The following is a 25863-nucleotide window of genomic DNA, read 5'->3' as shown; positions in this document are numbered from 1 at the left end:
CGTTTCCCCGCTTCCGTTCTCGTGGAGGAGGGGACAGGGCAGCTTCCGCTCCCCGGTCCCCCGTCTTCCGGTTACCAGCCTGCCGTGTCGATCTTCATGTTCGTGATCGCGGCGTCGGCGCTTTTTTGCTGAATGTCGTTAATCTTCTTGAAGAACGTCTCGTCGCTCGACTTGTCCAGCACCCACAGCTCGAACTCCTTGTGCATGAGCACGCTTTGCTCGTCGGTGAATGCGCCGGGCCAGTTGGCCTTCGGCACGATCGGGAATTGATTGTTCATCCAATCGTTTAGCAGCGGAGGAATTTCCGAGCCGCGCACCGCGCCGAGCGCCGCTCCCTGCTCGACGACGGCCATCGACACGTTCTCCGGCAGCGTCAGAAACTTCAGGAAAGCGATGGCCGCCTCGCGCAGATCGGGATTGTTCTCGACGACCGGCTTGAGAACGTTCAGCGACAGGTCCGGTCCCGGCTGGAACGGCCCCTTCTCGGTGAACTCGATTTTCAGCGGCTCAATGTCCTTGGCTGCGAACTCCGTGACGAGCGGCGGAGGAATTAGCCCGAACTCGAACTGGCGCTCCATATTGCCGTTCTCCGCCGGGAGAGCCCACACGCCCTCCTCCTTCATCGCGACCTTGCCCTCGTTCCACAGCTTCGTGTAATCGGTATCCTGCCAACCCGGAGACAGGAAGTCTTTATAGAACTTTTTGAGCTCGGTGTACACTTCCTTGGCGTATTCGTGCTCCAGCGGGCTATACAGCCCTTGCTTCACAGCGCGAATATTTTCCGCCAGCTCGATCTGGCCGTCCTTGTTGTAGTCGGTCTTGTCCATAATCGCTCCCGCGTAAGCCGGACCGACGCTGAACTGGATGTTCCAATGGGATAGCTCGATCTTTTTGAAGAAGCCCCACGGCGCGAACGGAATGATTCCGTTCTCTTTAAACGTCTTCGCGACCTCGAACTGCTCGGCCCATGTTTTGGGCGGCTGCAGGCCGTACTTGGCGAACAGATCCTTGTTGATATAGTAGCCTGTCGGAGGGCCGGAATAGAGCGCGAACGGGATGGCCACGAGGTTCTGGTGAGCGTCCACAAGCTCGCGGTGAGTCATCAGGTAATCCGGGAACAGCTCGCGCCATTTCTCGTTGCCGGGCATGTATTCGTTCGGCGTATCGAGATCGGCGGACAGCGATTCGTACCAGCCCCGCTCTTGATAAGCGTTGCCCCACGTAAATGTAATCGCCGGAGCGGTGCCAGCCGCCACTTGTGTCGTCAGCCACTCCGCAACCTCGTTCTGCAGCCCGCCCACCGGCTTCGTACGCGCCCATTCGATCGTAACGTTCGGATGGAGCTTCATGAATTCGTCGGCGATCACCTGCGTCGACTGAAATACGTTCGGGTTTTCCGGAGTCGCCTCCTTATTCAGGGTCGGCATCCAGCCGTGCAGATCGACGGACAAGGTGACGGGACGTCCTTCGGCGATCTGCTTCGGTCCTGCGCTTGCACTCGCCTCAGGCGAGGCGGAAGGTTCGACGCTCGCCTGTGAGGACGAAGGCGCGGACGGAGAGCTTGGCCCGGCGTTTCCGTTCGTTCCCGAGCAGCCGGTCAACGTCCATGCCAGACACGCAGCACCCAAGATGGCAACGCTTACTTTATTCGGCTTGCGAATGACCATTTTCTGAATCCCCCTAAGTGTGAATTTGCAGCACTCGATTGATATAAAAATCGGTAAAGCTCTGACTGTCGACTTGCGTGCATACCCAGACGCTCGAATCGGCGGCCTGCCGCTGCCAATTGAAATCGGACAAGTTTACGACGAGACCTCTCGTGTACTCGCCCCGAATCTCCACGCCGATGCGCCGCTGCTGCAGCGAGACGAACTCCGGACGGTAGGACACTGCCACGGCCAACGGATCGTGCAGGTAAATATGATTGGAATTCCAATGCTCCCGCATCCGCATAATCAATTGAGCGACGGGATCTTCGCTGGCGCGGAGCGCCTGCACCTGCGTCTCGGACAGCTCGCAGCGGAACGTGACGTCCAGTCCGACCGCAATCGTGCGAATTCCGGCATTCAGAACGACCTGAGCGGCCTCCGGGTCGCAGGAGTAATTGTACTCCGACAGGTTCACATCGTAAGCGCCCCCCATGACGACAATCTTCTCGATGTTATCGGCGATGGCCGGCTCGTACATAAGCGCCGTCGCGATGTTCGTTAGAGCCCCTAGCGTAATGAGCGTGATTTTGGATTCCGACCGCTTGACCGTTCGAACGATAAATTGAGCCGCGGTCATCGTATCGTCGATCGGCTCGCCCTCCATTTCCGCCAAGTACTGGGGAGGCTTCTCCTCGTAGGGAATCGATCGGCCGTACACCTTGTCGTTAACGATTGGCCGGCTCGCCCCCGGCACGACCGGAATGTCGTCCCTGCCTGCAAGGCGCAGCAGTCGCCCGGCAATCTGCGCTCTCGCTCTCGTATTTTTGAATACGGTCGTAACTCCCGCTACGTCCAGTTCCGGCGATCGGACGGCCAGATAAAGCGCGAACGCGTCGTCGATGTCGTCTCCGATATCCGTGTCGATGATGACTCTTAAGCGGGAATCCGCTGGGTTTGCCATTGTACTACCTCCGAATGCTATTCGTTTTCCGCAATGTTGTCTTGCCTGACGATTTTTCATCGGCTTCTAATCGAGCCTGACCTTGTCCCTTCTCCGTCTGCTGCTCTTCAAGCACACGTTCTCTCTCTCAATTCCTCCTTTGCGCCGGACGAAGCCCTTACGGCCTCACCATCCGCATCTGATCGTGTCGACAATCTCAAAGTAGCATATCCCCATTCTCTCAGGCTATCACGATATGGCTAATGCTTATTCGAAATTGGCGCTTATCTTTTTCTCCGCCCCGCAAAACCCTTGCACATTTTGACAATACGAAAATGCTCTGCTACGATCGATTTGTTCGATATGGTGATTAAGATGCGATACAGCGAGGTGCTTCCCTATGTTCGCCCACCAGTTGGAATTCATTTTTTTCTATGTGCATAAGCCCGACACCCAGATTCTGAGCCATCATCACAAATGCTACGAGCTGGTCTATTACATCAGCGGCAGCGGCACGACGAACATCGGAGGCAAGGAATACGAATATGCCGACAACATGTTCAGTCTGATCCGGCCCGACACGTACCACAGCGAAACGCACGACACCGGAACGGAGCTTTTCTGCATCGGCTTTACGTTAAACGATACCGAAGTGATTGACGTACAAAACGGCGTGTATCCGGACCGCTCCTGCCAGCTCTTGCAGATCGTCAAGCGCATGAAGCAAGAGCTGCTAAGCAAGCGGCTCCACTACAACCTGAAGCTGGACCTGCTGCTCAGCGAATTTCTGATCGAGTTCGAGCGCACCCGCTCGCTCAGCTCGGCTTCCGACTCTTTCCGCTATATCGAAAACTTCATTCTCGAGAACTTCAACCAGAACATCAATCTGCCCGCGCTCGCCAAGGTGTCCGGATACAGCTACGACCATTTCCGGCACATGTTTAAGGAACGGACCGGGCTGTCGCCGATGAACTACATTATCGACAAACGAATCGACTACGCCAAACGGCTGATCGTCTCCACGGACATGACGCTGAGCACGATCTCCCAGGAATGCGGCTTCTCCACCAGCTCGCAATTTTCCAGCATGTTCCGCAGGCTCACCGGAAGGACTCCGAGCGAATATCGCCTTACGGGAGAGCGGCTCGTTCGGACGTTACGGGCGCAGCCCGAATAGGCAAGGAGGCCGAATTCCGGTCTCCTTGCCTATTTAGGTCTTGTCCGTTTAAGGCTCCACGGTAACGACGACCGCCTGCCATCCCTCCATCGTCAGCTCTGCGCTTATCCGACTTCCTTCGGTCTCGTGCGACAGCTCGCGAATCTCGCCCGTTTCCGGATTCCACAGACGAACGCGCTGGCCCGTTGCAGCCATAAGCGCTTGGAAGGAGCGGCTTTCGCGCGAAGTGTTCACAAACAGAAAAGCGGACGAATCGGCGAAGCGCTGCGTTCGCGCCACGATCGACGGTTCGGCTGAGCTCAGCTCTATTGCGGGCGCGAAGGCGCGGCTGGCCGCCTCCGCCGCCTCGTCCGCTCCGTTCGCGCGGCGCACGTTGTCCCGCTGGAGCAGCCTGCGGAAGCGTTCGACAAGCTTGCCGCTGTCGGCGCCGGTCTCCGCCACGGAAGGGCCGTCTCCCTGTACGATCAGCGTCGTGCCGGCATCCGCGATCTCCTCCAGCCGATCCATCGCCTCCGTATCCAGAACGTCGATGCTCGGGATAAGCAGCGCCTCGTAACGTTTGCCCCCGGGAACGATCCAACCGCTCTTGTCCGCCTTGCTCTCGAGCAGGGCGGTGGAATCGATGTAGTCGAAGTCCGCTTGCCGCTCTACCAGCTTCAGGGACACCTGCTTGAAATTATCGCTCAGCGCCACCGCTTCGCGCGCGAAGTCCTTCGCATGCAGCGTCATCGGCGGCAGCGTCCGCGCCCATACGCTTTCGATCGGGTAATAGACGGCCAGCTTCGCGTCCGACGCTCCCCCGTCCAGCATATATCCGATTCGTCCAAGGTAGTCGGTGAAGGCGCGATTATCCTCGTCGCTCATCGTCTCGTGCCGATAATACGAATTAAACGTATCGACACCGTAAGCATACTGCACCGCCGCGGCGCCCAGTCGTCCCCGCAGACCTCCGTCCTCGGCGTCGAATGCGCTCGAAATTTCGCTCATGACGCGCTCCCGTCCGTACAGCGAAGCCGCGGAGCTGGCCAGCTTGGCGACGGTGACGCCCCAATCCTTGGCCTGCTCCGGGTACGAGGTCAGCATATCGATGCCGGGGATGTGCATTCGGCGGTATAGCTGGATCAGGTCGCCTTCGAATACGGCTTGATGGTACAAGTTCTCCTCCAGCAGCAGATGCCCGGACGAAGCGACGCCGTAGTCGTCCCCGAACTTCTCCAGCGTCCCGAAGTAGCTGTCCCCCAACGTCTCCGACAGCGTGCGATAATAATCCCAACGCGTTCTAAGCGCCTTCTCACCGTCACCGGTAACGAGCAGCGGTAGATTGAGAAGCAAATCGTAGCCTCGGCGCTCCCGGAATTGTTCGGCCAGCCGATTCCCCCAATTCAGCGTCAGCAGCAGCGGAAAGTCCGGATCGGGTTCGTCTTTCGTCACCGGTTTGACGGGCGGCTCGTCAGTGAAGTAGGTACCGAGCAGAGAAGGCTCATCGGTGAAAAAGGCCTCGATGCCGCTGCCGAAATATTCGCCGACCTCCCTGCGGTATTGTTCGTGCGTGACCTCGACAAACTTGGCGGCGGTCTCTTCCTCCAGCAGATTCGGATAGCGTCGCTGCTCGAACCAGTTGAATGCGGCATGGGTGCCCTCGTAAAAAGGCTTCTGAACAAAATAAAATACGACCCAGCTCTCATCGTCGGCCGGCTTCCACTTTAAGCTTCCTCCCTCGTCCAGAGAAGCGGTCAGATCGACGAGGCTTTCCGGCTCAAACGTACTCTCCGTCCCCCGGTAAGCGACGGCAGATACGACGCTGCCGTGACCCTGCGGATGAACGATCTCAATCTCCCCTCCGCCCTTCGTCTCTTCTGTGACGACGGCCAATCCCTGGGCCTCAAGGTCGGGCCGCTCCTTAAGCACGAGTCCGCCTGCGGCGCCGCTCGGCCACCCCAATTCGTCGTACAGCCACACACGCAGCCCCAGTGTATCGATGGCGTACGATACGTTCTGCTTGAGCATTCTCCAGTAGTCCGGCGCCTGCAAGTACATCGAGAACGGCTTGTACTCCACATTCGTAACCAAGCCCCCGTACCCGAGATCCTTCAGCTTCTTTATCACGCCCGAATGTACGCTTTCATGCAGAATGCGCAGCGGACGGTATTTCACGTCCGGATCGCGGAACGCCTCCTCGTCGAACGTCTTCGAGCCTAACGCCCGCGCCTCGTACGATACGTTTCCCGTTCCGGCCTCCTTGCCGCCTGCTCCCTCCGTTTTCACCCATTTTACGGCTCCCGCCGTCACTACGGCCGCAACGGCCAACGCCGCGCAGCCCGTCGCCAATGCTTTCCTTTTGTCCATAACCGCAACTCCCCTGTCGCTTGTATGGCTAACATTCTAGCACCGGCCGGGGAACGGTTCCTACGCGCATTCGGCTGCTCTTTTGCACGAATTGGGGATAACGGATCACAAAACGAAGGGGCTGTCCAGCCGATTCTAATCTTCCGGCATGTGCCAGCCCGTTTCCTCATCCCAGACGGCATCCGTATCGTCCAGATGCACATGCCAATCCCCGTCAGAAATACATCTTCTAATATCCGTCAAACAGCCCAACCAATAAAACAGCGCATGCAATGTATCTTCAAAATTATCCGACAAGGGCAGCTTCGTCGAACCTGCAAAGATCACAGTCGGTTCATCCGGGTCATAGTCGTAAACACAAAATTCTTCTCCAATATCCTTCATTTCAAAACCTGCGTTGTAGTTATCAATGACGGCCGTTACCTCTTGCTCCTCACTGTTGGTGAGGCTGCGGTCTCTCACACACGTGTAATACACAGAAACTCCCATACGACATAGCTCCTTTTTCTCGGCATATTAGAACTAAAAGATTTCATTTACATTCACTTGGCGATTTCCACTTGAATTCCGCCCTATTTTACTTACATTTCATTCCTGGGGAAAGTATCCTAAGTCCTAAACCTCAACTCAACAAAAAGCCCCCCATCCAAGCGCAGCACTTAAAGTGTCCGGCTTCGATGAGGGGCTTCCCCGAAATCTATGCTTCTATAGGCTCACGTTTCAGATCTGTAAATCCTCGAATTTACCTTCCCGCTGCCTCATCCTTGTCCTTACGGACGATCAGGCCATTCACGCGAACTTCGGAAGCCAGTCGCCATGCGCTTCGATCAGATCGTCGCACAAGGAAACGATGTCGTCCAGCGACAGCTCCGCGGACGTATGCGGATCCAGCATGGCCGCGTGGTACACATGCTCTCTCTTGCCGGTGATCGCGGCTTCGATCGTCAACAGCTGGGTGTTGATGTTCGTGCGGTTAAGCGCAGCGAGTTGCGGCGGCAGGTTGCCGATGTAAGTCGGATTAACGCCGGAGCGATCAACGAGACAAGGCACTTCTACGCAAGCTTCGCGCGGCAGGTTGGAGATCAACCCGCCAGTGTTCATAACGTTGCCGCCGATCTTGAACGGCACGTTCGTCTCGATCGCTTCCAGAATGTAGGAAGCATATTCGTGCGAGCGTTCGTGCGTGAGGCTCGCATCGCCCAGGAGCTCGCCGCGCATTTTCTCCCAGTTGGCGATCTGCTCGACGCAGCGGCGCGGATACTCGTCAAGCGGAATGTTGAAGCGTTCGATCAGCTCCGGGTAATTGCGCTTGATGAAGTACGGGTGATATTCAGCATTGTGCTCGGACGATTCCGTGATATAGTAGCCGAATTTCAGCATCAGCTCGAGGCGAACCATGTCGTGGTGCTTCTCCTTCTGCTTCTCGATCGCGCGACGTTTGATCTCCGGATACAGGTCGACGCCGTCCTTGGACACCTCAAGCAGCCAAGCCATGTGGTTGATGCCGGCAATCTTCGATTTGACGCCCGTCGTGTCCATGCCGAGATTTTGGAACAAATCTTTAACGCACACTTGCACGCTGTGGCACAGACCGACCGTGTTTACGCCGCCATAGGTGTTCATGACGTTCGTCAGCACAGCCATCGGGTTCGTATAGTTCAAGAACAGAGCGTCCGGGCAAACCTCGCGAATGTCCTTGGCAAAATCGAGCATAACCGGAATCGTGCGCAGGTTGCGGAAAATGCCGCCGATGCCGACCGTGTCCGCGATCGTCTGGCGCAGACCGTATTTCTTCGGCACCTCGAAGTCGGTAATCGTACAAGGATCGTAGCCGCCGACTTGAATCGCGTTAACGACGTATTTCGATCCGCGGAGCGCCTCTTTGCGATCGCTGTAGGACTTAATGACGCAGGTGCTTCCGGATGTCTTTTTGATGTTATTGAGAATGTTCTCCGAGTCCTTCAGACGAACGGGATCGATGTCGTAAAGAGCAATCTCGAAGCCTTGAAGAGCTGGCGTATGCATGACGTCTCCGAGCACGTTTTTGGCGAAAACCGTACTTCCTGCGCCGATAAAAGTAATTTTAGACAAGTTCGTAACCTCCGGTTGAATAAGATGATTGGCTACTCCCAATGTAATGCAAGCGCCCCCATAAGAGTATGGAGTCATCGCGCATCTATATGGACATTTGTCGTTTGTTTGCTATAGTTAAGGAAAAGCCCTGGCAGGTGATTCCCGTTGAATCCCGATCATGACGATTATTCCGTCGCCTTTAATCCTTCCCCTTCCGCAGCCGAGCTGACCGTGCTGTTCAGCGGCGAAGCTCAACCGATATCGCTGCATAAAATGGGACCGACTATCCACGATTATTACTTGATTCATACTGTGCTGTCCGGATACGGCGACTTTATGATCAGAGGAACCTCCTACCGCTGCGGTGCGGGCGATTCCTTCGTCATCTTTCCCGACGAGCTGTTCTGGTATCAGGCGGATGAAGCGTCGCCATGGCGTTACGCCTGGTTCGCCTTCAACGGTCCCGGAGCAGCTGCCGCCTTGGAGGCGATCGGCGTCTCCCCGGAATCCCCGGTCGTCCCCGGCAGCTTAAATCCGCACGTTCGCAACGCCTACGCGCAGCTTCGCCGCTGCTTCGATACTTCGCTTAGCCCGGAGCTATCCAACCTGGAAGCCGAAGGCTGGCTTCGCCTCCTGCTGCATCAGCTTGGCGCCGCCCGCGCCAAAAAGCGCCTTGCGGCTCCCGCGCCGGCGGACTCGGATCACGCCGTCAAGCAGGCGCTGCAATACTTGACGCTGCAGTTCGCCCAGCCGATTTCCGTCTCGCATATGGCGAGCATGTTCGGCTACCATCGCACCCATCTATGCAAGCTGTTCAAGCAAGCGACCGGCATGTCGCCGATGCAGTACCTGCTGCAAATTCGCATGCAGCGAGCCGAGCTGCTGCTCGCTTCGTCGATGACGATCGAGCAGGTCGCTTCGTCCGTCGGTTACGGGGACGCGCTTTATTTCTCCAAGAAGTTCCATGCCTGGAGCGGCTTCTCCCCTACGGAATATCGCAAACAGCTTCGCAAGGTTTCGGCGGATGGCGGCGAGTGACTTGACACAGACGGATTACAAATGTAATCTTTGTGTGTAGACTACAAGTGTAATCCATTGCGTTTTCTTTGCCGGCACTAAAAATGAACGGAGGAACCGACATGCCCGAATCACCTCCTATTTCGGACGCGGAATGGGATATTATGCGAATCGTATGGCAATCGTCGCCATTGACGGCCGCCGACATCATCGCCCGCTTAAGCGGAACGAAAGCCTGGAAACCGAAGACGATCAAGACGCTTATTGGCCGGCTTGTTCAGAAAGGCGCTCTCGATTTTCATAAGGAAGGGCGGGAATATACTTACTTCCCGCTAGTGAACGAGGAAGAATGCGTTCGCGAAGCAAGCCGCTCCTTCCTCGACCGAATTTACGGAGGCGCGCTTAAACCGATGATGGTGCATTTCCTGGAATCCGAGAAGCTCACGCCCGAAGACATCAAGGAATTGAAAGATTTGCTTCGCGAAAAGGAGAAATGACGATGGAGGCTGCAGTCCGACTGTTCGGGCAAACGCTGGTCGGCTCGGCGGAAGCCGCGGCGCTCGCGCTTCTGATCGCGTTGACGCTGCGGCTTGGCCGCAAGACGCTGCCGCCGCTCTGGAGCTACGCCCTGTGGTTCCTGCTGCTCGCGAAGCTGCTGATCCCGCTGCTGCCCGGAGATGTAGGGAGTCAGCTGCGCTGGTTCCCCTTGCCCGATGCGGTCGAAGCTAGAATGCCGGCTTTCGAGACAGTCGCGCCTTATGGCGACGAGAGCTTGCCGGTCGGAAGGGAAGCGACCTCTGAGCCGGGACGCGTAGACAACGGAGCGTTGTCCAATATGATAAAACCCGCGAGGGACGGCAGTTGGGCGACGAATAGCTCTAGCCTGCAAATCGCGGTGGCCGTATGGTTGGCTGGGATCGCGGTCGCTCTTCTGTTCCCGTTGGCTGGACATCTCGCAATGCTTCGGGCGCTCAGACGGGAAAGCGACTGGACCGCCCCTGGCGAGCTGGTAAAAAGCTTCATGCGCATTCGCGCGAAGCTGGGCATCCATGCCCGCGTCGAACTTCGGCTTACCCGTCAGGTGTCCGGTCCGGCTCTTTTCGGCCTATTTTCCCCTATTGTGCTAATTCCGCACGATTTGGTCGGCCGTCTGAGCGAAGCCGAATGGGAGTGCATCTTCAGGCATGAGCTGACTCATCACAAGAGGAAGGATATTTGGGTCAATCTGCTGGCGTATTCGCTCGTTTCCGTGCATTGGTTTAATCCGCTAGCGTGGTATGGTCTAAAGAGTATGCGCGGCCATCAGGAGAATTCCTGCGACGCAACGGTGCTTAGCGGCATCGCGCCCAAGCAAGTCTATGCGTCCTGCATGATCAAGCTGCTAGAGCTTGGCGCTTCCAGAAAAGTCGCATTATCGGGAGTCGGTTTCTTCGGAAGTAAAAAAATGATCGTGAGGAGAATCGAGATGATCCGAGACTATAAACCTGCGCGAAGAAGAGCTACTATCGTCGGGGCGGCCGTATTCATTCTGGCCGGTGCTTTAATGCTGCCTTCCGCCCTCGCGGCGGACAAGAAAGGGCCGGCGACAAAGCAGCCGGTCGTTGAGGCTGTCGTCCAGAACGACGATGGCGCAGCGGATATCAAACTGCTGCTCAAGCTTCCCAAAGACGCTAAAATCAGCTCGCGCTACGGCAACCGCATCCACCCGGTAACAGCTGAAAAAACGCTGCACGACGGCATCGACATCGCCGGCAAAGTCGGTTCGGATATTTTCGCAGCCGGCTCCGGCAAAGTGGTTGTAGCCGAATACGATACTGCCAAAGGTTTAACGGTCACCATTCAACACAATAAAGCATGGAGCACGGAATACCGTCATCTGGACAAGCTTGCCGTCGAAGCCGGGGACGAAGTGAAAAGCGGAGACCTGATCGGGCAGTTGGGCAGTACCGGACAATCTACCGGTCCTCATCTGCATTTCTCCGCTCTTAAGCAAGGAGAATACGTCGATCCCCTGTCCGTGACCGTTATTAAAACGAAATAACGAAGAAGCTTTCCGATAAGCAGAGTTGCTAGGGTTCAACGCCGAAGTCGGGGATGGGCGAATATGCACGCGTGGCGGTCTTAAACGATCCGCCAGAGCCGGAGATGGACGAATAAGCACGCGTACGGTCTTATTCGCTCCGATGGACCCAAAGATGGACGAATAAGCACGCATGGCGGTCTTAAATGATCCGCCAGAGCCAGGGGTGGACGAATAAGCACGCTTCTAAACTCCCCGCAAAGTAATCGGACTAAGCTTAACAGCTTAACGTTACTATGCGAGGAGTCTTGCGTCGGAAGGAGGTACATCTCCCTACTTTGTCTACGATCAGCTCAAGCAACTCTGCTTACGGAACGGCGCCCTCTTTCGTTTCCATTCGAATAGGCGCACGGACAGATTCGCTTTTCTTCTCCATGCTGATCCACACGAGTCCGGCTGCCATGAAGACCGCTCCGACGATTTGCCAGCCTGAAATCGATTCGTCGAAGAACAACAGCCCCGCCACGACAGCCGTCGCGGGCACGACGTATCGGAAGAAGTTCGAGCGCGCCGCGCCGATCTTGAACATGCTGGCATTCCAGACGACAAATGCAACAATCGTGCAAACGACCACATTGTAGACCAGCGTCGCATAATGCTCCGCTCCAAGCCCGCTCCAGTCGACCTTGCCCCAGCTTCCCAGCGTAAACGGAAGCATAAACAGGCTGCCGAACAGGATAAACCATGCGCTTACGCGCAAAGGAGAGTAGCGTTTCATCAGCGGCATGCAGCTTAGGTTAAACAACGCGCCGACCACGCTGACTCCAAACGCAAGCAAGTTGCCGATCATATGGTCGGAGGACAGGTTAAAGCCTTCCTTGCCGCCCAGAATGATGAAGGTGACCCCGACAATCGCCGCGGCTCCCCCGACCGCCAAGCGCCGGGTGAAGCTCTCCTTCACGAACAACGGCGCGAATAATGCGGCGAAAATCGGCCAAGGAGCTACGTTCAGCAGCGAAGCGTTCGCCAGCGTCGTATATTTGATCGAATACATGACGGCGATTTCCAGGCCCGTCACCCCAATCAAGCCGATCGCGGCGAGCTGAAGCACGACCTTCCACGGCAGGCCGACACTGCCTTCCTTCCATTTCAACAGCAGAAAAAAGAACGGCACAGCCAAGCCGAACCGCAAAAAGGTGAACAGGACCGGCTCGAAGGTTTCGAGCGCGTTCCGGGAAACCCCGAAATTCGCTCCCCATATCGCAGCCACCGCAATAAGCCCTGCATAATACTTCAAATTTTTATTCATCTGGTACAAGTCGTCTCCGTTCTCCCGCCAACGCGTCATGATGCGCAAGAAAGGCGTTCTAGCTCTGCGGCTAGTCTCCGCCTTCCTCGTTCCGCATCGATTGTATCATATTCGGGGGCGCAACGGATCAATCCAATTCGAAATCGGCCAATCCCACCGGCAGCGGAGCCGGAGTCTCGCAAGTGCTCTTCATTTGGTAGTGCACGCCTTGTTCGGATGCGTCGTGAAAGCCATGCATCGCCTCCAGCACATGGAAGGCCAACTCCCCGCTCGCGCGATGCTTGCGGCCGGACAGAATCGCCTTGGCCATGTCCGCGGCGCCGACGCCGCGAGCATTGTCGGCTTTGCCGTGCGTCAGCGGAATGTCGGACCATTCCCTAGCTCCCGCCTGCCAGATGCGGACTTCGCCTCCGAAGCCGTTCGGGTCCGGTACGAGCAGCGTGCCTTCGCTTCCGTACACCTCAATGCGAGGCAAGGTCGAACCGCCCATCGTATCGAAGCTCGTTAACAGCGTGCCGATCGGCCCCGCCGCGAAGTCCATAATGCCGGCGATATGCGTCGGCACCTCCACCTTCACCTTCTGTCCGTACTTCGGTTGGCTCGTAATCGTCCGCTCCGGATACGAGATGCGAGCCGAGCCGGTCACTCGCGAGATCGGTCCCAGCATCGCGATCAGGGCGGTCAAATAGTACGGGCCCATGTCGAACATCGGCCCGCCGCCCTTCTGATAATAAAACTCCGGCGCGGGATGCCAGCTCTCGTGTCCGCCGCACGTCATAAAAGCCGTCGCGCCGATCGGCGTGCCGATTCGTCCGTCCCGAATCAGCTTGATCGCCGTCTGAATGCCTCCTCCGAGAAACGTATCCGGCGCGCTGCCGACGAGCAGCCCTTTGCTTGCGGCCAGCTCCAGCACCTTGCTTCCCTCTTCGCGGCTCACCGCCAGAGGCTTCTCCACATAGACGTGCTTGCCGGCCTCCAGCGCTTGCAAGCATACAGAGGCATGCGCAGCCGGAATCGTCAGGTTGATGACCATCTGGATATCGGGATCGGCCAGAAGCTCCTCGACCGAGCAGCCGCGAACTCCGTACTCCGCCGCGCGAGCCTTCGCTCTCTCCACATCCAGGTCGGCGCATGCGACAACCTCCATCGCTTCAAACCTTTTACCGTTTTGAAAATAGATGCCGCTAATGTTGCCCGTACCGACGATGCCGACTTTTATTTTATCCACGCTGACTCCTCATTCCCGCTATTAAAGTTGATTATCCTGCATGCCTGTATAGGCTTGAGCCGACTCGGTACTCGCAGGGGCTGCGGCCTTGCCTTCCGCGCACCATATAAAGCCTCTGCGCATCAGTTCCTTGACGACCGGAATTTCCATAATGTCCGCTTGATGTCCGAGCGAATTGTAATAGATACGTCCATGTCCCCAGCGCTTCGTCCAGATGACCGGCATATCGACCGCTTTGTTAGGCGAATGCGGACCCGGAGCTACCGGGAAACGCGTCGTAGCCAGCACCTCGTTAGCCGGATCGACATGCAGATAGTACTGCTCCGTCGACACTGTGAAATCCTCGATCCCTGCGATCAGCGGACTAGACCCCGCCTTGATTTCCACCGTGTACTCCGTGCCGTCGTTGCCCGGATGCGCGATCCACTGCCCTCCGGTCATGAACTGCCAGTCGGTATTGTCGCGGAACGCGTCGCACATGCCGCCATGGCAGCCGGCAAGACCCACGCCGCTCTGCACGGCGGCGGAGACGTTGTTCACCCACTCCTGCTCGATGCGCCCCATCGTCCATACCGGGATAATCAGATCAAGCCCCTTCAGCTTCTCTCCGTCGGCGAAAGCTTCCAGCGTATCCGACACCTCAACCTCGAACCCCTCTTCCACCAGCTGACCGCGAAAAATTTCCGCAACCTCTTTCGGCTGGTGACCGTCCCAGCCTCCCCAAACGATCAACGCTTTTTTCATCCGTCTTCCTCCCCATTTGTTATTTTCCGCTCGAATGGCGGATAATGAGCTCGGTTCTCAGCTTCTCGCGAATCGGCTCCGCCGAAGCGTCGTTTCTGTCTCGCTCCGCAAGCTGCTTCAGCAGGCGATCCGCCGCCAGTCTGCCCATCTCGTAAAACGGAACTTTAACCGTCGTCAGCGCTGGCTCGGTGAAGCTGGCCGCGTCGGAATTGTCATAGGCGACGATCTTCAGATCGTCCGGCAGGCGGCAGCCCAGCTCCCTCAGCCCCTGCATCAGACCGATCGCCATCCGGTCGTTGCTGACAAAGACGGCGTCCAGCCGAGCTAGATCGCGATATACTTGGCTGGCTGCCTTCTTCCCGCTCGTGCGGCTGTAATTGCCCTGGTAGACCCGCGTATCGTCTTCGGCAATGCCGGCCTCCTTCAGCGCCTTCCGGTATCCCGCCATTCTGTCCTCGCTATTCGAATACTGAGGCGCCCCGTTCAGGAAGCCGATTTTTCTGTATCCTCGCTCGATCAGATGCTTAACCGCGTCATAGCTTCCCTGCTCGTGATCCGCGGCCACGATGCTCAACTGCGGATGATCGAATCTCTGATCCATGACGCAATACGGCAGCCGCTCGTCCGCGAGCCGGTGAACGGCCGTCTTCTCCGTTTCGAGAGCGCTGGAGCCAAGGATGATGCAGGCGTCGACCCGCTGCGTCCGATACAGAGAGACGTAATCGTATACGACGGTCGGGTCCCGAAACAGCAACAGCAGTCCGTAACCGCCGGAGTGAACCGCTTCCCCGATACCCCCTAGCAGCTCGGAAAAATAATACGTCGAGAACAGATGAACCTTCGGCACGTGGGGCAGCACAACGCCAAGGTTGCCGCTTCGCCCCCTTGCGAAGCTCGAAGCTACCGCGTTCAATTCGTAATTCAACTGCTTGGCCGCCTGCAGCACCCGCTGTCTGGTCGACTCCTTCATCGGCCCGATCCCGTTCAGCACCCGGGATACGGTCGCTTCCGACACGCCGGCCAGCTTGGCGACTTCTTTACGGTTCGTCACACACATCTTCCTGTCTGAATGCCATAATGTACACGCGTACATTATGGCATGGCAAAATGAAGCCGTCAAGCGGAATTCGCAAGACGGCATCGTTCGGCAAGGATGGCAAATGGCTGGGAGTAGTCGTTAGAGACGAACGTCCGAGGACGTGATGATCTGGTCGATAACGCCGTATTCCAGCGCTTCTTCGGCGGTCATATAGTAATCCCGCTCCATATCCTTCTCGATCCGCTCAAGCGGCTGGCCGGTGCGATCCGCAAAAATCCGGTTCAGCTTATCTCTCGTCCGCAATATTTTTTGGGCTGTGATCGCAATGTCGCTCGCCTGACCCTGCGCTCCGCCGCTTGGCTGGTGAATCATAATCTCGCTGCTGGGAAGCGCGAACCTCTTGCCCTTGGTGCCGGCCAGCAGCAGGAACGCTCCCGCGGAGGCGGCCATCCCCATGCAGATTGTATGAACCTCCGGCTTAATGTAGCGCATCGTGTCATACATGGCGAATGCGGACGAGACGGAACCGCCCGGCGAGTTGATATACATGCTGATCTCTTTGTCCGGATCTTCCGCTGCGAGAAACAGCAACTGGGCGACGACGCTGTTGGCGACCTGATCGTCGATCGCCGAGCCTAAGAAGATGATGCGATCCTTCAGCAGGCGAGAGTAGATGTCGTAGCTTCTCTCCCCGCGGTTCGTCTGCTCCACGACATACGGCACATAATTCGTCATTTGTTCATTCCTCCGTTTTTCTTGTATTCGATAATCGCCGTTCACCCCCATAGACGAACGAACGCCCCGGAAAGATACGGGCGGCCCGACGATCCGCCTTTGCTGGGCCGAAAAAATCGAATACACTGTAGAGAGGAAGTTCTAAAAGTCCAATTTCGAAGCCGATGTGCGTATCTTTTCGCACGCTTCATTCGTTTACGATAGCAGGACGAAATTTGCCCTAGAACGAGGAGGGAACGCCATGCATGCGAACCGAACCGCAAATGCGCCCCAGACGGAGGCGCATCCGACGCTAGACGTTGCCCGGCTTCACGCCGCGCTGCGCAAATATTGCTTGTCCCTGGCCGAATCCGCTTGGGAGGCGGAGGACCTGGCTCAAGACGCCTGGCTTAAGGCGCTTGGCGGCGCCCGCTTCGAGGAGCATCCGAATCCGGAAGCCTACTTGCTGCGAATCGCGAAGAACGCTTGGGTCGATCGCGCCCGCCGCAGCGCCAAGCTGTCGCGCATTCTGCGAGCCGAGCGTTCGCCAGAAGAGAAGGAAGCTTATGGCGACTCTCTGGAAATCGAGGCGGCTTTCCGCGCACTGATCGCACAGTTGCCCCCCTTGCAAAGAGCGACGTTCCTGCTGCGGGATGTACTCGGCTATTCAAGCGCGGAGACGGGCGCTATGCTTGGCGTGACGGAAGGAGCGGCCAAAGCCGCCCTGCATCGGGCCAGACTGGGCCTGCCGCGCGTCCGGGAAAATCTCGAGAACGGCGCGGAGGCCCAGGCCGACGATCCGTCCGGCCTGGACGCCTACGTTCGGGCGCTTGCGGCCGCGTACGATTCCGGCGACGCGGAGACGATGTTGACCTTGTTCCGCGCAATCGACTCCGAGCTGGCCGCGGCGATCGGCATGCTGCATTCGCGACGGCTCCGTGCGGCCGTCTCGCGCCAAGCGAGCGTACTGCACAGCAACGAATCTCGCCCGACTATGCTGCTCGCCGCTTAAAGAAGGTCGGTTTGTCCATGCGCTCCGGCGCTTACCCGCATACACTATGGCGAGGTGAGCGCCATGTCGCAAAAAAACGGAGCGGTCGTCTGGTTTGTCGGGCTGTCCGGCTCGGGCAAATCGACAATCGGCAGAATCGTGGAGAGGCGGCTGCAGCAGAACGGCATTCCGCACGCCGTTCTGGACGGGGACGAGCTGCGCCAGACATTGAGCCCGGATCTGGGCTTTTCCTATGAGGACAGAATCCAGCATATCCGGCGAACGATGCTCGTCGCCCGGCTTCTGTCCCGTAACGGAATCGTCGTTCTGGCGCCGCTCATTACGCCATACCGGGAAATGCGGGAGGAATGCCGCAGAATGCTCCCAGCATACGTAGAGGTTTACGTTAAATGCCCGCTTGAGCATTGTATAGTAAGAGACGTCAAAGGGCTGTATGCTAAAGCGATCGCCGGACGAATCTCTCAGTTCACGGGAATTTCCGACAGGTTCGACGAACCGGACAATCCATCCCTTGTCGTCGAGACGGACAAGGAGACGCCGGAGATCAGCGCCGACAAAGTGATCCGGCTTCTTCGGGAAAGCGGGGTCCGATTGCCATGAGCAGAGAATCGACCAAACCGTCACCGCTGCTCTTTTTTATTCACATCCCTAAAACCGCCGGCTCCAGCATTCACCAAATTTTGCATCGCGAATACGGCAAGCGGCTTGGTATTTTTTACGATCTAACCCCCAGGGAATGGGAAATGACGCTGGCCCGTCCGGACCACGGATTCGATTGCATTTTCGGCCATTACTGGTTCGGACCTCACGCCCGCTCCGCCCGCCCCTACGAATATGCGACGTTGATGCGGCATCCCGTCGAAGCGGTTTTATCCTACTACTTTTACATCGCACATCATCCTTCCCACTGGCTCAATCCTTTCGTGCTCCAGATGCCGATGAAGGATTTTTTTCAGCTTCCGGACAACATTATGGATGCCTTTTTCCGGAATTATCAGTCCAATTACATGCTGGGCCGCCCTCCCGTCTCATGGAAGAATACGCTTAAGATCGTGACCGAGCATTATCCGATCGTCGGAGTTACCGAGCTGTATCACGAGTCGGTTTACTTGCTGAAAAATAGATATGGCTGGAAGTCCGCGGAAGTATTCAGGGTGAATGCGACGCCGAACCGACCAACAATCGAGCAAATCGATCCCGAGGTTATCGCGCTGATCGAGAGCTTGGTCGAACATGATTTGCGGCTGTACAGGTTTGTTAGAAAGCGGCTGGAAAAGGAAATTGAGCGTCTGCCCCATTGGAAAAAGAAGCAGCTCGAACTTTTCAAGCGGGAAGGACGACTGGACTAGCCTTCTTCCTGCAAGCGGGACTTGCGCAACTGTGGCTTCCTCCTTATGATGAGGGTGAACGACAACGAACGAAAGAAGAGGAACTATGACGATCCGTTCGCTTGACGAGCTAATGCCCACGGTTAATTTCGCCAGCAGGGCGACGGCTACCGCCGCTTCCAAGTGGGGAAGAAGAATTATTCCCGACAACCAGCTTTTCTACGTCGTGTCCGGTTATGCCGAGCTGTCCGTCGGAGGAAAAACATACGGGATTCGGAGCGGAGAGTGCGTGCACTTCGGGCCGGAATGCCCTCACGAGCTGTATGCGACGGAACGCACTGATTACTACAGCATCCACTTTCACTGGAGGCACGAATCGACGGCTCCGGTCCATCCGGGGCTGTCGATCCGTTATGCCGGCCAGGACGAGCCTTGCGGACAACCGGCCGTTCCCTCGCCGAGCATTCCGCCTTACGGCTCCGTAGCGTTCCCTTCCCATTTTACGGTCTCGGGACTGGAGCCGGTCCTGACCAAGATCGTGAAGGAATACGAGCTGGAGCAGCCTGGATACGGAACCGCGCTTAGAGGTCTCATGACCCAGGCGGTAACGTATATTTTCCGCCAGCTGCTGGACCTTCGCTCCGCATCCTCCACTGCCTTAAACAAGATCGAGCCCGCCATTGCGGCGATGCAGCTGGAACCGGGCCGCAATTGGACAGTGGCCGAGCTTGCGACGATGTGCGGCTATCACCCGATCCATTTCTCCAAGCTGTTTAAGGAGGAATTCGGCCTGCTCCCTAAGCAGTACATCATCGGCGAGCGGATCAAGCAGGCGAAGCGAGCGCTCCTGCACGGCGAGAAAATCGATTCGCTGGCCGAACGGCTCGGCTTTACGAGCATTCACTATTTCAGCCACCAGTTCAAGAAGTTTACCGGGCTGACTCCGACGGAATTTCGGATGCAGGGCAAGGACGCTTAGCGGCCAACCGCCATTCGGCGCTCCTCATTCCGTCTAAAGGGCGCACAAGATAAAAGGCGACGCAGGGCTCATCTCCCTGACGTCGCCTTAGCATTGAACCGTCCTACTCCTTCTTCTGCACGACCGGCATCATCATGCCGTCCTCCATGCCCATCATGCGGACGCTGTCGCCTTCCCCGCTAGCCTCGGACAGGAACACCTCGGTATCGAAGACAGGCTCCGCGTACGGCAGATGAGTGCGGCCGCGCGCCAGAATCTGCCTGTAGTTGCCCGATTCTCCCTCGTAGCCGTCATGGTCCCAAGGAACCCAGGAACGGGCGTTGCAATAGTGGCATACATAGGAACGGCGAAACCGATCCGCCGTACGATTCGGATGCGAGCGGTGCAGCAGATGCGAATGAAAAAACAGCACGTCGCCTGGCCGCAGCGGCACCGAAATCGGCGGCGGGTACTTCGCCACCACCCGCGACAGCGTATTCGCCTCGTCGTCGAGATGGCTGACATTCTCCACGGCGTGCAGATCCTTGAACGCATCGACGGCGTGAACGCTGCCCGAATTGTACCCTTCAGGGGGATAGATCGGCTCGTGATTCGAGCCGGGAACGACCCACAGGCAGCCGTTCTCCTCGTCGGCGTCCTCCAAGGCGATCCAGGCGCCCAGCATCGTGTCCGGATGCGTCTTGATGTAGTACGAATCCTGATGCCAGCCTTGCCCTCCCCGTCCGGGAGGATTCAGGAACATCATCGATTGCAGCGCATAGACGTCCGGCCCGATCAACGCTTCGGTCACGTCGAGAATGCGCGGGTGCAGCAATCCTCGCTCGGCGGCGGCGTCCCGTCTCGAAACCATATGAACCCGAGTCTGCTCGGAGAACTCCCGCTTCAGCGGATCGTCGTCCCGCGCGGCGCTCCCATCCGTCTTCGCCGGACCAAGCCGCGTACGTTCTGCCAAATCGTACAGCTCCGCGATGTCTTCTTTTGACAATAAATCTCTCACGATCAAATAGCCGTTGCGTTGATAATGAACGTAATCGTCCACGCTGACCAAATATCGATTATCGTGCTCGCGTGACTTCGGCGTATAAGGAATCCCCATTTTCCCAAACCTCCATGATCGTCGTTGCCTTTATTGTGCAATAAGGCCAACGGTCTCCTCAATGGACGGAACCTCGATTACGGGGTATTTATTTGATCTGTTCGTTCACGAGCACATGCCGGTTGGAGGATAGCGAAGCAACCGTGTCGGGAGCCGGCAGCGCATGCTGGGCAAGGGAGCTCTCGCAGCGCGCAATGTAGGCGGAAGCGGTCATTCCTCTAAGCCGCTTGTACATTTTGGAGAAATGATGCTCGTCTCGAAAACCGACCCGGTAAGCGATCTGCTTGACCGTCCACCGTCCGCTCTGCATCAGCAGCTCCGCCCGCCGCAATCTCCGTTCGAGCAGAGCTCGTTTCGGCGACATGCCGACGGAAGCGACGAACATGCGGGTGAAATGCTCGTGGGACCAGCCCGACTGCCGGGCGATCGCCTCGATCGTAATAGACTCTTCGAGATGATCTTCCATATACGTTAACGCCTGCGAAATCGGAAGCGGAAGCGGCCGGGCCAGCTCCTCCAGCGCATTGTCCGCGGAAGCGCACAGCTCCTCCAATGCCGACGACAGCAAGGCGGACAGCCTCCGCTTCCAATAAGCGAGCTGGAAATCGGCGATTCTTACCATCTGCCCAAGCAACGCCGGCAGCAAGCTATTGCCGCTGACCGGAAGATAAGGAGATCCGAAGAGCAGCGAATCGAAACGAGCGTCTCCCCGCCGAAGTTCCTCGTAATCGAAGTGGACGAACAGATGCCGAACGTTCTTATTCGAATCGAAGCGATAGCGATGTCCCTCGCCCGGCCTGGTAAAAATAAAGCAAGGCTTGTCCAGCTTATACGTTTCCTCGTCCGTTTCGTAGATCGTCGACGAGCCGTCCGGGAAGTAGACGAGTTCGTAGTCGGTTAGCCGTCTTTCTCCGAGAGTCGCGCCCGCCGCGGCCCACACGTCCCCTACGCTGTGGACGAACGGCCAAGCGCGCAGCATGCTCGCTTGGCACTCCCGAAATTCCTCTCCGTCTCCATTTCTGTCCGTCATCCCGTTCGCGCCCCTTCTTTCTCTCTATTTTCCTCTATCGTAAGGAATGCAAGCCGTTTTCGCAACGTCAAGAGCCCTCCGCCCCAAGCGGGAGGAGGGCTCTTGCCTTCGATCAGCTAGCGCCGACGGAAGAATATACGACCGGGAAATGCTGTCCTTGCAAAATATCGCCTTTGTTTACGCCGACGTAAGATAGCATGACATGGTCGCTGGACGGCACATATCGCGTATGGCCCGGCATGTAGTGTACGGCGATCGCGCGGCGTTTATGTTCCGAGCGATTGTTCGGGCTGCCGTGCCAGGTAAGGCTGTGATGGTAGCCGACCTGACCTTTCTTGATCTCGAACGGCACGGCTTTAACCTCGGCCCCTTCCGGAAGCAGCTCCGGGCGGCGATGATAAGGCATGAATTCCTTATCGCTGGCCAAATACTTCTGATGATCTCCCCATTTATGGCTGCCCGGCACCATCCACATACAGCCGTTCTCGACGACGGCGTCATCAAGCGCGACCCAGGCGCTGACGAGATCGGCCGGCTGGATGATCGGCCAGAGCGGATGGTCCTGATGCCATGCGGTCAGTCCTCCCGTCACCGGCGGCTTGTACTGGATCTGGTCGTGCCAGATGCGCACCGTATCGGTGTTGCACAGTTGGGCGATCTCCTCGACGATCGTCTTGTTCGCGGCATGCTGGAAGAACACATCGCTGGCCATCCAAATATTGACGATCTGAATGACTTTCTCGTTCACGATCATTTTCATTCCGTCGTAGGGAGTCGCTCCCTCTGCTCCGTCGGTCAGCATATTGTGGGCCAGCACGGGTTTTTGTACCGATTTCCCGGCCATTACCAGCTCCAGCTCTTCGCGAAGCGCCTCCACCTCGTCGTCGTTCAACACGACTCCGCCCTTGAGAAAACCGTTGCGCTCGAATTCGGCCAATTGGCTATCGTTCAACATCGGACACCACTCCCCAGCTCTTATTCGGATGTTTAGATCCATGGCTTCATCATAAGAGTTTCGCGTCGCGAAGTATTTCCGATAAACCAAGTTTCACTTGTGTTTTTCTTAGCTCTTGTTATTCGACGATCTGGTAGTTCGGTTTGACTTTATCGAAGTTAGGGTTTTCGCCGCTGATCATCAGCCCCATGCCCCAATCGAAGTGGACGTTCTGCGTCGGGAAATCCTCCGGATCGCGATACTGGAACAGCACGTTCCTTCTTGTCCGCTCGCTCCGGTTGGCCGACGAGCCGTGAATCGTCAAATAGTTGAAGAACAGCACGTCGCCGGCTTCCGCCTCGCACAGCGTTCCGTCCGAGATCGGATAAGCTTTGTGGTCGAGGTAATGTCTGCCCACATGCTGCATCGGCCCCTGCTTGTGCGATCCGGGAACGACCCGAAGGCAGCCATTCTCCTCGTCCGCATTGTCCAGATGGATGCTGGCGGCCAGCATCGTATGCTTCTCGTGCGGGAAGTAAGGCTGATCCTGGTGCATCGGGAAGGCCGCGCCGTTCTCCGGCGGCTTGACGAGCATCTTGGAATGGTGCAGTTGCACGTTGGGTCCGATCAGCTTCTCCAACACCGAAACCATATTCGGATGAATCGCCGCGCGCATGAATGCCGCATCGTGGTAGTGAACGTCGTGAAAGCCTTTCAGCACAAGCTTCTTCAACTGCTCCGGAGGCAGGAATTCGCCCTGCCAGGCCGCATTCTCGTCCCGGTTTACCATGGCCGCCCGCTGAATGATAGCGTCTACCGCCTTGCGCATTTGCGCGACTTCCTCGGAATTGAAGACGCCCTTGACCAGCAAATACCCGTTTTCTTTGTAAAATTCCGCATCCTCTACACGAATCATGCCGATTCCTCCCTTGGCAAATCTGAGCTTGAATTGTTTTGCATTTCGGCTTTATTGTATAGCTATCGGGCAGGGCCGGTCTTTGACCGCAGGCGACTTTTTTTTGCATAATAAGGACATAAGCGCGGAGCAGGGGGCGGAAAAATGGATATCGCCAATGAGACGCAGGCGCTGCTAAACGAGCAGGCCGCGAAAGTGGTCACTGGAAACGGTGCGGAATTCAAAGTTCATTACTGGGACGTCGTTCCCCGGCATTATAATAATCCGGTGCATAAGCATTCCTTTTTTGAGATCTGCTACGTTCTGGAAGGAGAAGGGGAATATTCGGAGAACGGGATCGACTATCCTCTGCGGGCGGGAACCCATTTCTGCTCCAGGCCGGGCATAGAGCATCAAATCCGTTCGCAGGACGGAATGTATCTGATCTATGTGGCGTTCGAGCCGGATGAACGCAGCTCGCGGCGCGAAGCCGTCGAGACGTTTCGTTCTCTCGCCTCCAGCGGAGAAACGTGCGTCTACGATGACGGAAGCCTGCCCTCTTCGCTGCTGTGGAAGAGCCTGATGCTGCGAGAGGACGGCCGAAACCGCCTGTCTCCGAACGCTTTGCAGGCTGCCACGGGAGCCTTGCTGCTGAGCTTCCCGAGCCTCTTCAGCAGCGAAACGCCAGCTCCGGCCCGCTTCACTGGAAGCGCGGACGTTCTGCTCCGTCAAGCCAAGCTGTACATTCGAGACAATCTGTCCCGAGATCTGAGCCTGCGGGAAATCGCCGCCTATCTGAACGTCTCCGAGCGCCATCTTTCCCGTTTGTTTTCCGGAGGCATTAGGGAAAATTTCACGAATTACGTTCGCGGCGAGCGCGTTCGCCGGGCTGCGGAGCTGCTGGCGGAAAGCGATCTGGCGATTAAGGAAATCGCCGAAGCGACCGGTTTCTCTTCGGTGCACTACTTCACTCGCGTCTTCCTGCGAGAGAAGAAGCTCCCGCCGGGCCACTTCAGGCGCAAGTACGGCGGAGCGGAGCATGATTAGGCTAAGTTTGTGCGGAACGAAGGCGAAGGAATCGGATAAGCCTGTAGTTCCATCGCCGCATCCGTCTGCGGGAAAACGCCTCGTGCCTGCGTCTCCAGCTCGGCAAGCTGATCCGGTCCGTACCGCGAGCTGAAATGGGTGATCAGCAGCCGGGAGATATTAGCGGCTTTCGCGGTTTCGGCTGCCTGCAGCGTCGTGGAATGGCCGTACTGCTCGGCCTTTTCCGCCAAATCGGCGCCGAAAGTCGCCTCGTACACAAGTACATCGGCACCTTGGGCCAGCCGAAGCGCCCCTTCGCACGGCCGGGTATCGCCCATCACCGCGACAACGCGCCCGGGAATCGGATCGCATAGCACGTCGGCGGCGCGGATGACGCTCCCGTCCTCCAGCCTGAGATCCTCACCGGCCTTCAGCTTACCATAGGCCGGTCCCGGTGGAACTCCCGCTGCCGTAAGCACGTCGACGCGAAGCGAGCCGGAACGCGGCTTCTCTGCGATTCGATAGCCAAAGCAAGCGATTCGATGATCCAGCAGAGCGCACTCCACCGTATAGCCGTCCTCATCGAGCACGGCTCCTTCCGCTTCAAGCTCATGCACCTGGAAGGGGTAGTTCAGGTGAGTATCGGACAGCCTCAGCGCCGCATCTAGAAATTCACGCAAGCCCGGCGGCCCGTACACGTCTAACGAGGCGGTTCCCCCAAGCGAGGAGCGGCTGCTCAGTAGTCCGGGAAGGCCGAACAGATGATCGCCGTGCAAATGTGTAATGAATAACTTGGTCAGTCTACTCAGTTTCAACGGCGTACGAAGCAGCTGATGCTGCGTACCCTCTCCGCAGTCGAACATCCACAGCGAACCTTTCGTCCTCGTCAGGCTCAGCACGATAGAGGACACATTTCTCTCCGCGATCGGCATGCCCGCGCTTGTTCCCATAAACCAAAGCTCCACGCACACCGCCTCCTTTCTTAGATCAGCATTGACGAACGATTTCTGCTTTAACCCGGCTGGCCGCACAGCCTCGCGCTTAACGGGTACCAAGACTAGTCTATGCTCTTTTATTTTAAAGCGGATTGTCCGTCTTAAATCTGAAAATCCGGCACTTTCGGTGAATTTAAGGCGGGGTTCCCGCTTTAAATCATGTATTTTTCCTTTATTGTAAAATTACGGTGCGACCCCCTAATTCCGGAGTCTTCCATATCAAACCGACTCATGTCGCAGTTATGCTCTTTATTTCACGTTCTTTCTCGGCCAGAAGAATTTTGACCGGTCATCTAGACTCATGACCCATTC

General features: G+C 57.0%; 24 protein-coding genes. 9 read left to right on the top strand and 15 right to left on the bottom strand.

The window, feature by feature from the left end; genetic code table 11:
• Nucleotides 1-71: 71 nt before the first annotated feature.
• Together DFP98_RS37870 and DFP98_RS37865 are read right to left on the bottom strand one after the other, a co-directional pair.
• A complete protein-coding gene (locus DFP98_RS37870; RefSeq protein WP_116065834.1) occupies nucleotides 72-1667 on the bottom strand; it encodes an ABC transporter substrate-binding protein in 1596 nt (531 codons plus the stop codon).
• A gap of 13 nt (nucleotides 1668-1680) precedes the next feature.
• The gene (locus tag DFP98_RS37865; RefSeq protein WP_181918186.1) at nucleotides 1681-2610 is read right to left on the bottom strand and encodes a nucleoside hydrolase; all 930 of its coding nucleotides are present in this window, start codon (nucleotides 2608-2610) and stop codon (nucleotides 1681-1683) included.
• Between the two features lie 379 nt (nucleotides 2611-2989).
• Here DFP98_RS37865 and DFP98_RS37860 point away from each other — a divergent pair, with 379 nt between their 5' ends.
• The gene (locus DFP98_RS37860; RefSeq protein ID WP_116065832.1) at nucleotides 2990-3766 is read left to right on the top strand and encodes an AraC family transcriptional regulator; all 777 of its coding nucleotides are present in this window, start codon (nucleotides 2990-2992) and stop codon (nucleotides 3764-3766) included.
• A gap of 48 nt (nucleotides 3767-3814) precedes the next feature.
• On the opposite strand, the gene DFP98_RS37855 is transcribed toward DFP98_RS37860, so the two are convergent.
• The 3 genes from DFP98_RS37855 to melA all read right to left on the bottom strand — a co-directional run bounded on the left by DFP98_RS37855 (nucleotide 3815) and on the right by melA (nucleotide 8203).
• Nucleotides 3815-6112: a glycosyl hydrolase gene (locus DFP98_RS37855; protein WP_116065831.1), complete on the bottom strand. Its 2298-nt coding sequence runs from the start codon at nucleotides 6110-6112 to the stop codon at nucleotides 3815-3817.
• Between the two features lie 135 nt (nucleotides 6113-6247).
• Nucleotides 6248-6601, bottom strand: a complete 354-nt coding sequence (locus tag DFP98_RS37850; RefSeq protein WP_116065830.1) for a hypothetical protein — start codon at nucleotides 6599-6601, stop codon at nucleotides 6248-6250.
• 300 nt (nucleotides 6602-6901) lie between these two features.
• Entirely contained in the window at nucleotides 6902-8203 is a 1302-nt protein-coding gene (gene melA / locus DFP98_RS37845; protein ID WP_116065829.1) for an alpha-glucosidase/alpha-galactosidase, read from the bottom strand.
• Between the two features lie 147 nt (nucleotides 8204-8350).
• Between melA and DFP98_RS37840 the strand changes: the two genes are divergently transcribed.
• From DFP98_RS37840 to DFP98_RS37830, 3 genes are all read left to right on the top strand, one after another.
• Entirely contained in the window at nucleotides 8351-9223 is an 873-nt protein-coding gene (locus tag DFP98_RS37840) for an AraC family transcriptional regulator (RefSeq protein ID WP_116065828.1), read from the top strand.
• A 101-nt stretch (nucleotides 9224-9324) separates the two neighbouring features.
• Nucleotides 9325-9699, top strand: coding sequence for a BlaI/MecI/CopY family transcriptional regulator (locus DFP98_RS37835; protein ID WP_116065827.1), 375 nt, complete (start codon nucleotides 9325-9327; stop codon nucleotides 9697-9699).
• Nucleotides 9700-9701: 2 nt separating this feature from the next.
• Complete coding sequence (locus DFP98_RS37830; protein WP_181918184.1) at nucleotides 9702-11243, top strand: M23/M56 family metallopeptidase; 1542 nt, start codon at nucleotides 9702-9704, stop codon at nucleotides 11241-11243.
• A gap of 346 nt (nucleotides 11244-11589) precedes the next feature.
• Here DFP98_RS37830 and DFP98_RS37825 read toward each other — a convergent pair whose 3' ends face one another.
• From DFP98_RS37825 to clpP, 5 genes are all read right to left on the bottom strand, one after another.
• Nucleotides 11590-12531, bottom strand: coding sequence for a DMT family transporter (locus tag DFP98_RS37825; RefSeq protein WP_116065842.1), 942 nt, complete (start codon nucleotides 12529-12531; stop codon nucleotides 11590-11592).
• Between the two features lie 127 nt (nucleotides 12532-12658).
• Nucleotides 12659-13759, bottom strand: a complete 1101-nt coding sequence (locus tag DFP98_RS37820; RefSeq protein ID WP_116065825.1) for a Gfo/Idh/MocA family protein — start codon at nucleotides 13757-13759, stop codon at nucleotides 12659-12661.
• A gap of 21 nt (nucleotides 13760-13780) precedes the next feature.
• The gene (locus DFP98_RS37815) at nucleotides 13781-14503 is read right to left on the bottom strand and encodes a ThuA domain-containing protein (protein WP_116065824.1); all 723 of its coding nucleotides are present in this window, start codon (nucleotides 14501-14503) and stop codon (nucleotides 13781-13783) included.
• A gap of 19 nt (nucleotides 14504-14522) precedes the next feature.
• Nucleotides 14523-15560: a LacI family DNA-binding transcriptional regulator gene (locus DFP98_RS37810; protein WP_181918189.1), complete on the bottom strand. Its 1038-nt coding sequence runs from the start codon at nucleotides 15558-15560 to the stop codon at nucleotides 14523-14525.
• A 120-nt stretch (nucleotides 15561-15680) separates the two neighbouring features.
• Complete coding sequence (gene clpP / locus DFP98_RS37805; RefSeq protein WP_116065822.1) at nucleotides 15681-16328, bottom strand: ATP-dependent Clp endopeptidase proteolytic subunit ClpP; 648 nt, start codon at nucleotides 16326-16328, stop codon at nucleotides 15681-15683.
• 190 nt (nucleotides 16329-16518) lie between these two features.
• Here clpP and DFP98_RS37800 point away from each other — a divergent pair, with 190 nt between their 5' ends.
• From DFP98_RS37800 to DFP98_RS37785, 4 genes are all read left to right on the top strand, one after another.
• Complete coding sequence (locus DFP98_RS37800) at nucleotides 16519-17268, top strand: RNA polymerase sigma factor (RefSeq protein WP_116065821.1); 750 nt, start codon at nucleotides 16519-16521, stop codon at nucleotides 17266-17268.
• A gap of 39 nt (nucleotides 17269-17307) precedes the next feature.
• The gene (gene cysC, locus DFP98_RS37795; RefSeq protein ID WP_281275195.1) at nucleotides 17308-17868 is read left to right on the top strand and encodes an adenylyl-sulfate kinase; all 561 of its coding nucleotides are present in this window, start codon (nucleotides 17308-17310) and stop codon (nucleotides 17866-17868) included.
• Nucleotides 17865-18617, top strand: coding sequence for a sulfotransferase family 2 domain-containing protein (locus DFP98_RS37790; protein ID WP_116065819.1), 753 nt, complete (start codon nucleotides 17865-17867; stop codon nucleotides 18615-18617). The genes cysC and DFP98_RS37790 overlap by 4 nt, the downstream gene beginning before the upstream one ends.
• Nucleotides 18618-18702: 85 nt before the next feature.
• Entirely contained in the window at nucleotides 18703-19575 is an 873-nt protein-coding gene (locus DFP98_RS37785; protein WP_116065818.1) for an AraC family transcriptional regulator, read from the top strand.
• A gap of 103 nt (nucleotides 19576-19678) precedes the next feature.
• On the opposite strand, the gene DFP98_RS37780 is transcribed toward DFP98_RS37785, so the two are convergent.
• From DFP98_RS37780 to DFP98_RS37765, 4 genes are all read right to left on the bottom strand, one after another.
• Complete coding sequence (locus DFP98_RS37780; protein ID WP_116065817.1) at nucleotides 19679-20671, bottom strand: phytanoyl-CoA dioxygenase family protein; 993 nt, start codon at nucleotides 20669-20671, stop codon at nucleotides 19679-19681.
• An 88-nt stretch (nucleotides 20672-20759) separates the two neighbouring features.
• Nucleotides 20760-21701 (bottom strand): AraC family transcriptional regulator, encoded by a 942-nt coding sequence (locus tag DFP98_RS37775; RefSeq protein ID WP_116065816.1) that lies wholly within the window; start codon nucleotides 21699-21701, stop codon nucleotides 20760-20762.
• A 112-nt stretch (nucleotides 21702-21813) separates the two neighbouring features.
• A complete protein-coding gene (locus DFP98_RS37770; protein WP_116065815.1) occupies nucleotides 21814-22656 on the bottom strand; it encodes a phytanoyl-CoA dioxygenase family protein in 843 nt (280 codons plus the stop codon).
• 118 nt (nucleotides 22657-22774) lie between these two features.
• Nucleotides 22775-23551 carry a phytanoyl-CoA dioxygenase family protein gene (locus tag DFP98_RS37765; RefSeq protein ID WP_116065814.1) on the bottom strand — a complete coding sequence of 259 codons (777 nt, stop codon included), beginning with the start codon at nucleotides 23549-23551 and terminating at the stop codon, nucleotides 22775-22777.
• A 144-nt stretch (nucleotides 23552-23695) separates the two neighbouring features.
• On the opposite strand from DFP98_RS37765, the gene DFP98_RS37760 reads away from it, so the two are divergent.
• A complete protein-coding gene (locus DFP98_RS37760; RefSeq protein ID WP_116065813.1) occupies nucleotides 23696-24577 on the top strand; it encodes a helix-turn-helix domain-containing protein in 882 nt (293 codons plus the stop codon).
• On the opposite strand, the gene rnz is transcribed toward DFP98_RS37760, so the two are convergent.
• On the bottom strand, nucleotides 24574-25521 hold the full coding sequence (gene rnz, locus DFP98_RS37755) for a ribonuclease Z (protein ID WP_116065812.1): 948 nt from the start codon (nucleotides 25519-25521) through the stop codon (nucleotides 24574-24576). The two genes, DFP98_RS37760 and rnz, sit on opposite strands and share 4 nt — an antisense overlap.
• Between the last annotated feature and the right edge of the window lie 342 nt (nucleotides 25522-25863).

This window comes from Cohnella phaseoli, from assembly GCF_003386235.1.
Taxonomy (GTDB): domain Bacteria; phylum Bacillota; class Bacilli; order Paenibacillales; family Paenibacillaceae; genus Cohnella; species Cohnella phaseoli.
This window is presented reverse-complemented; position numbering and strand designations above follow the sequence as displayed.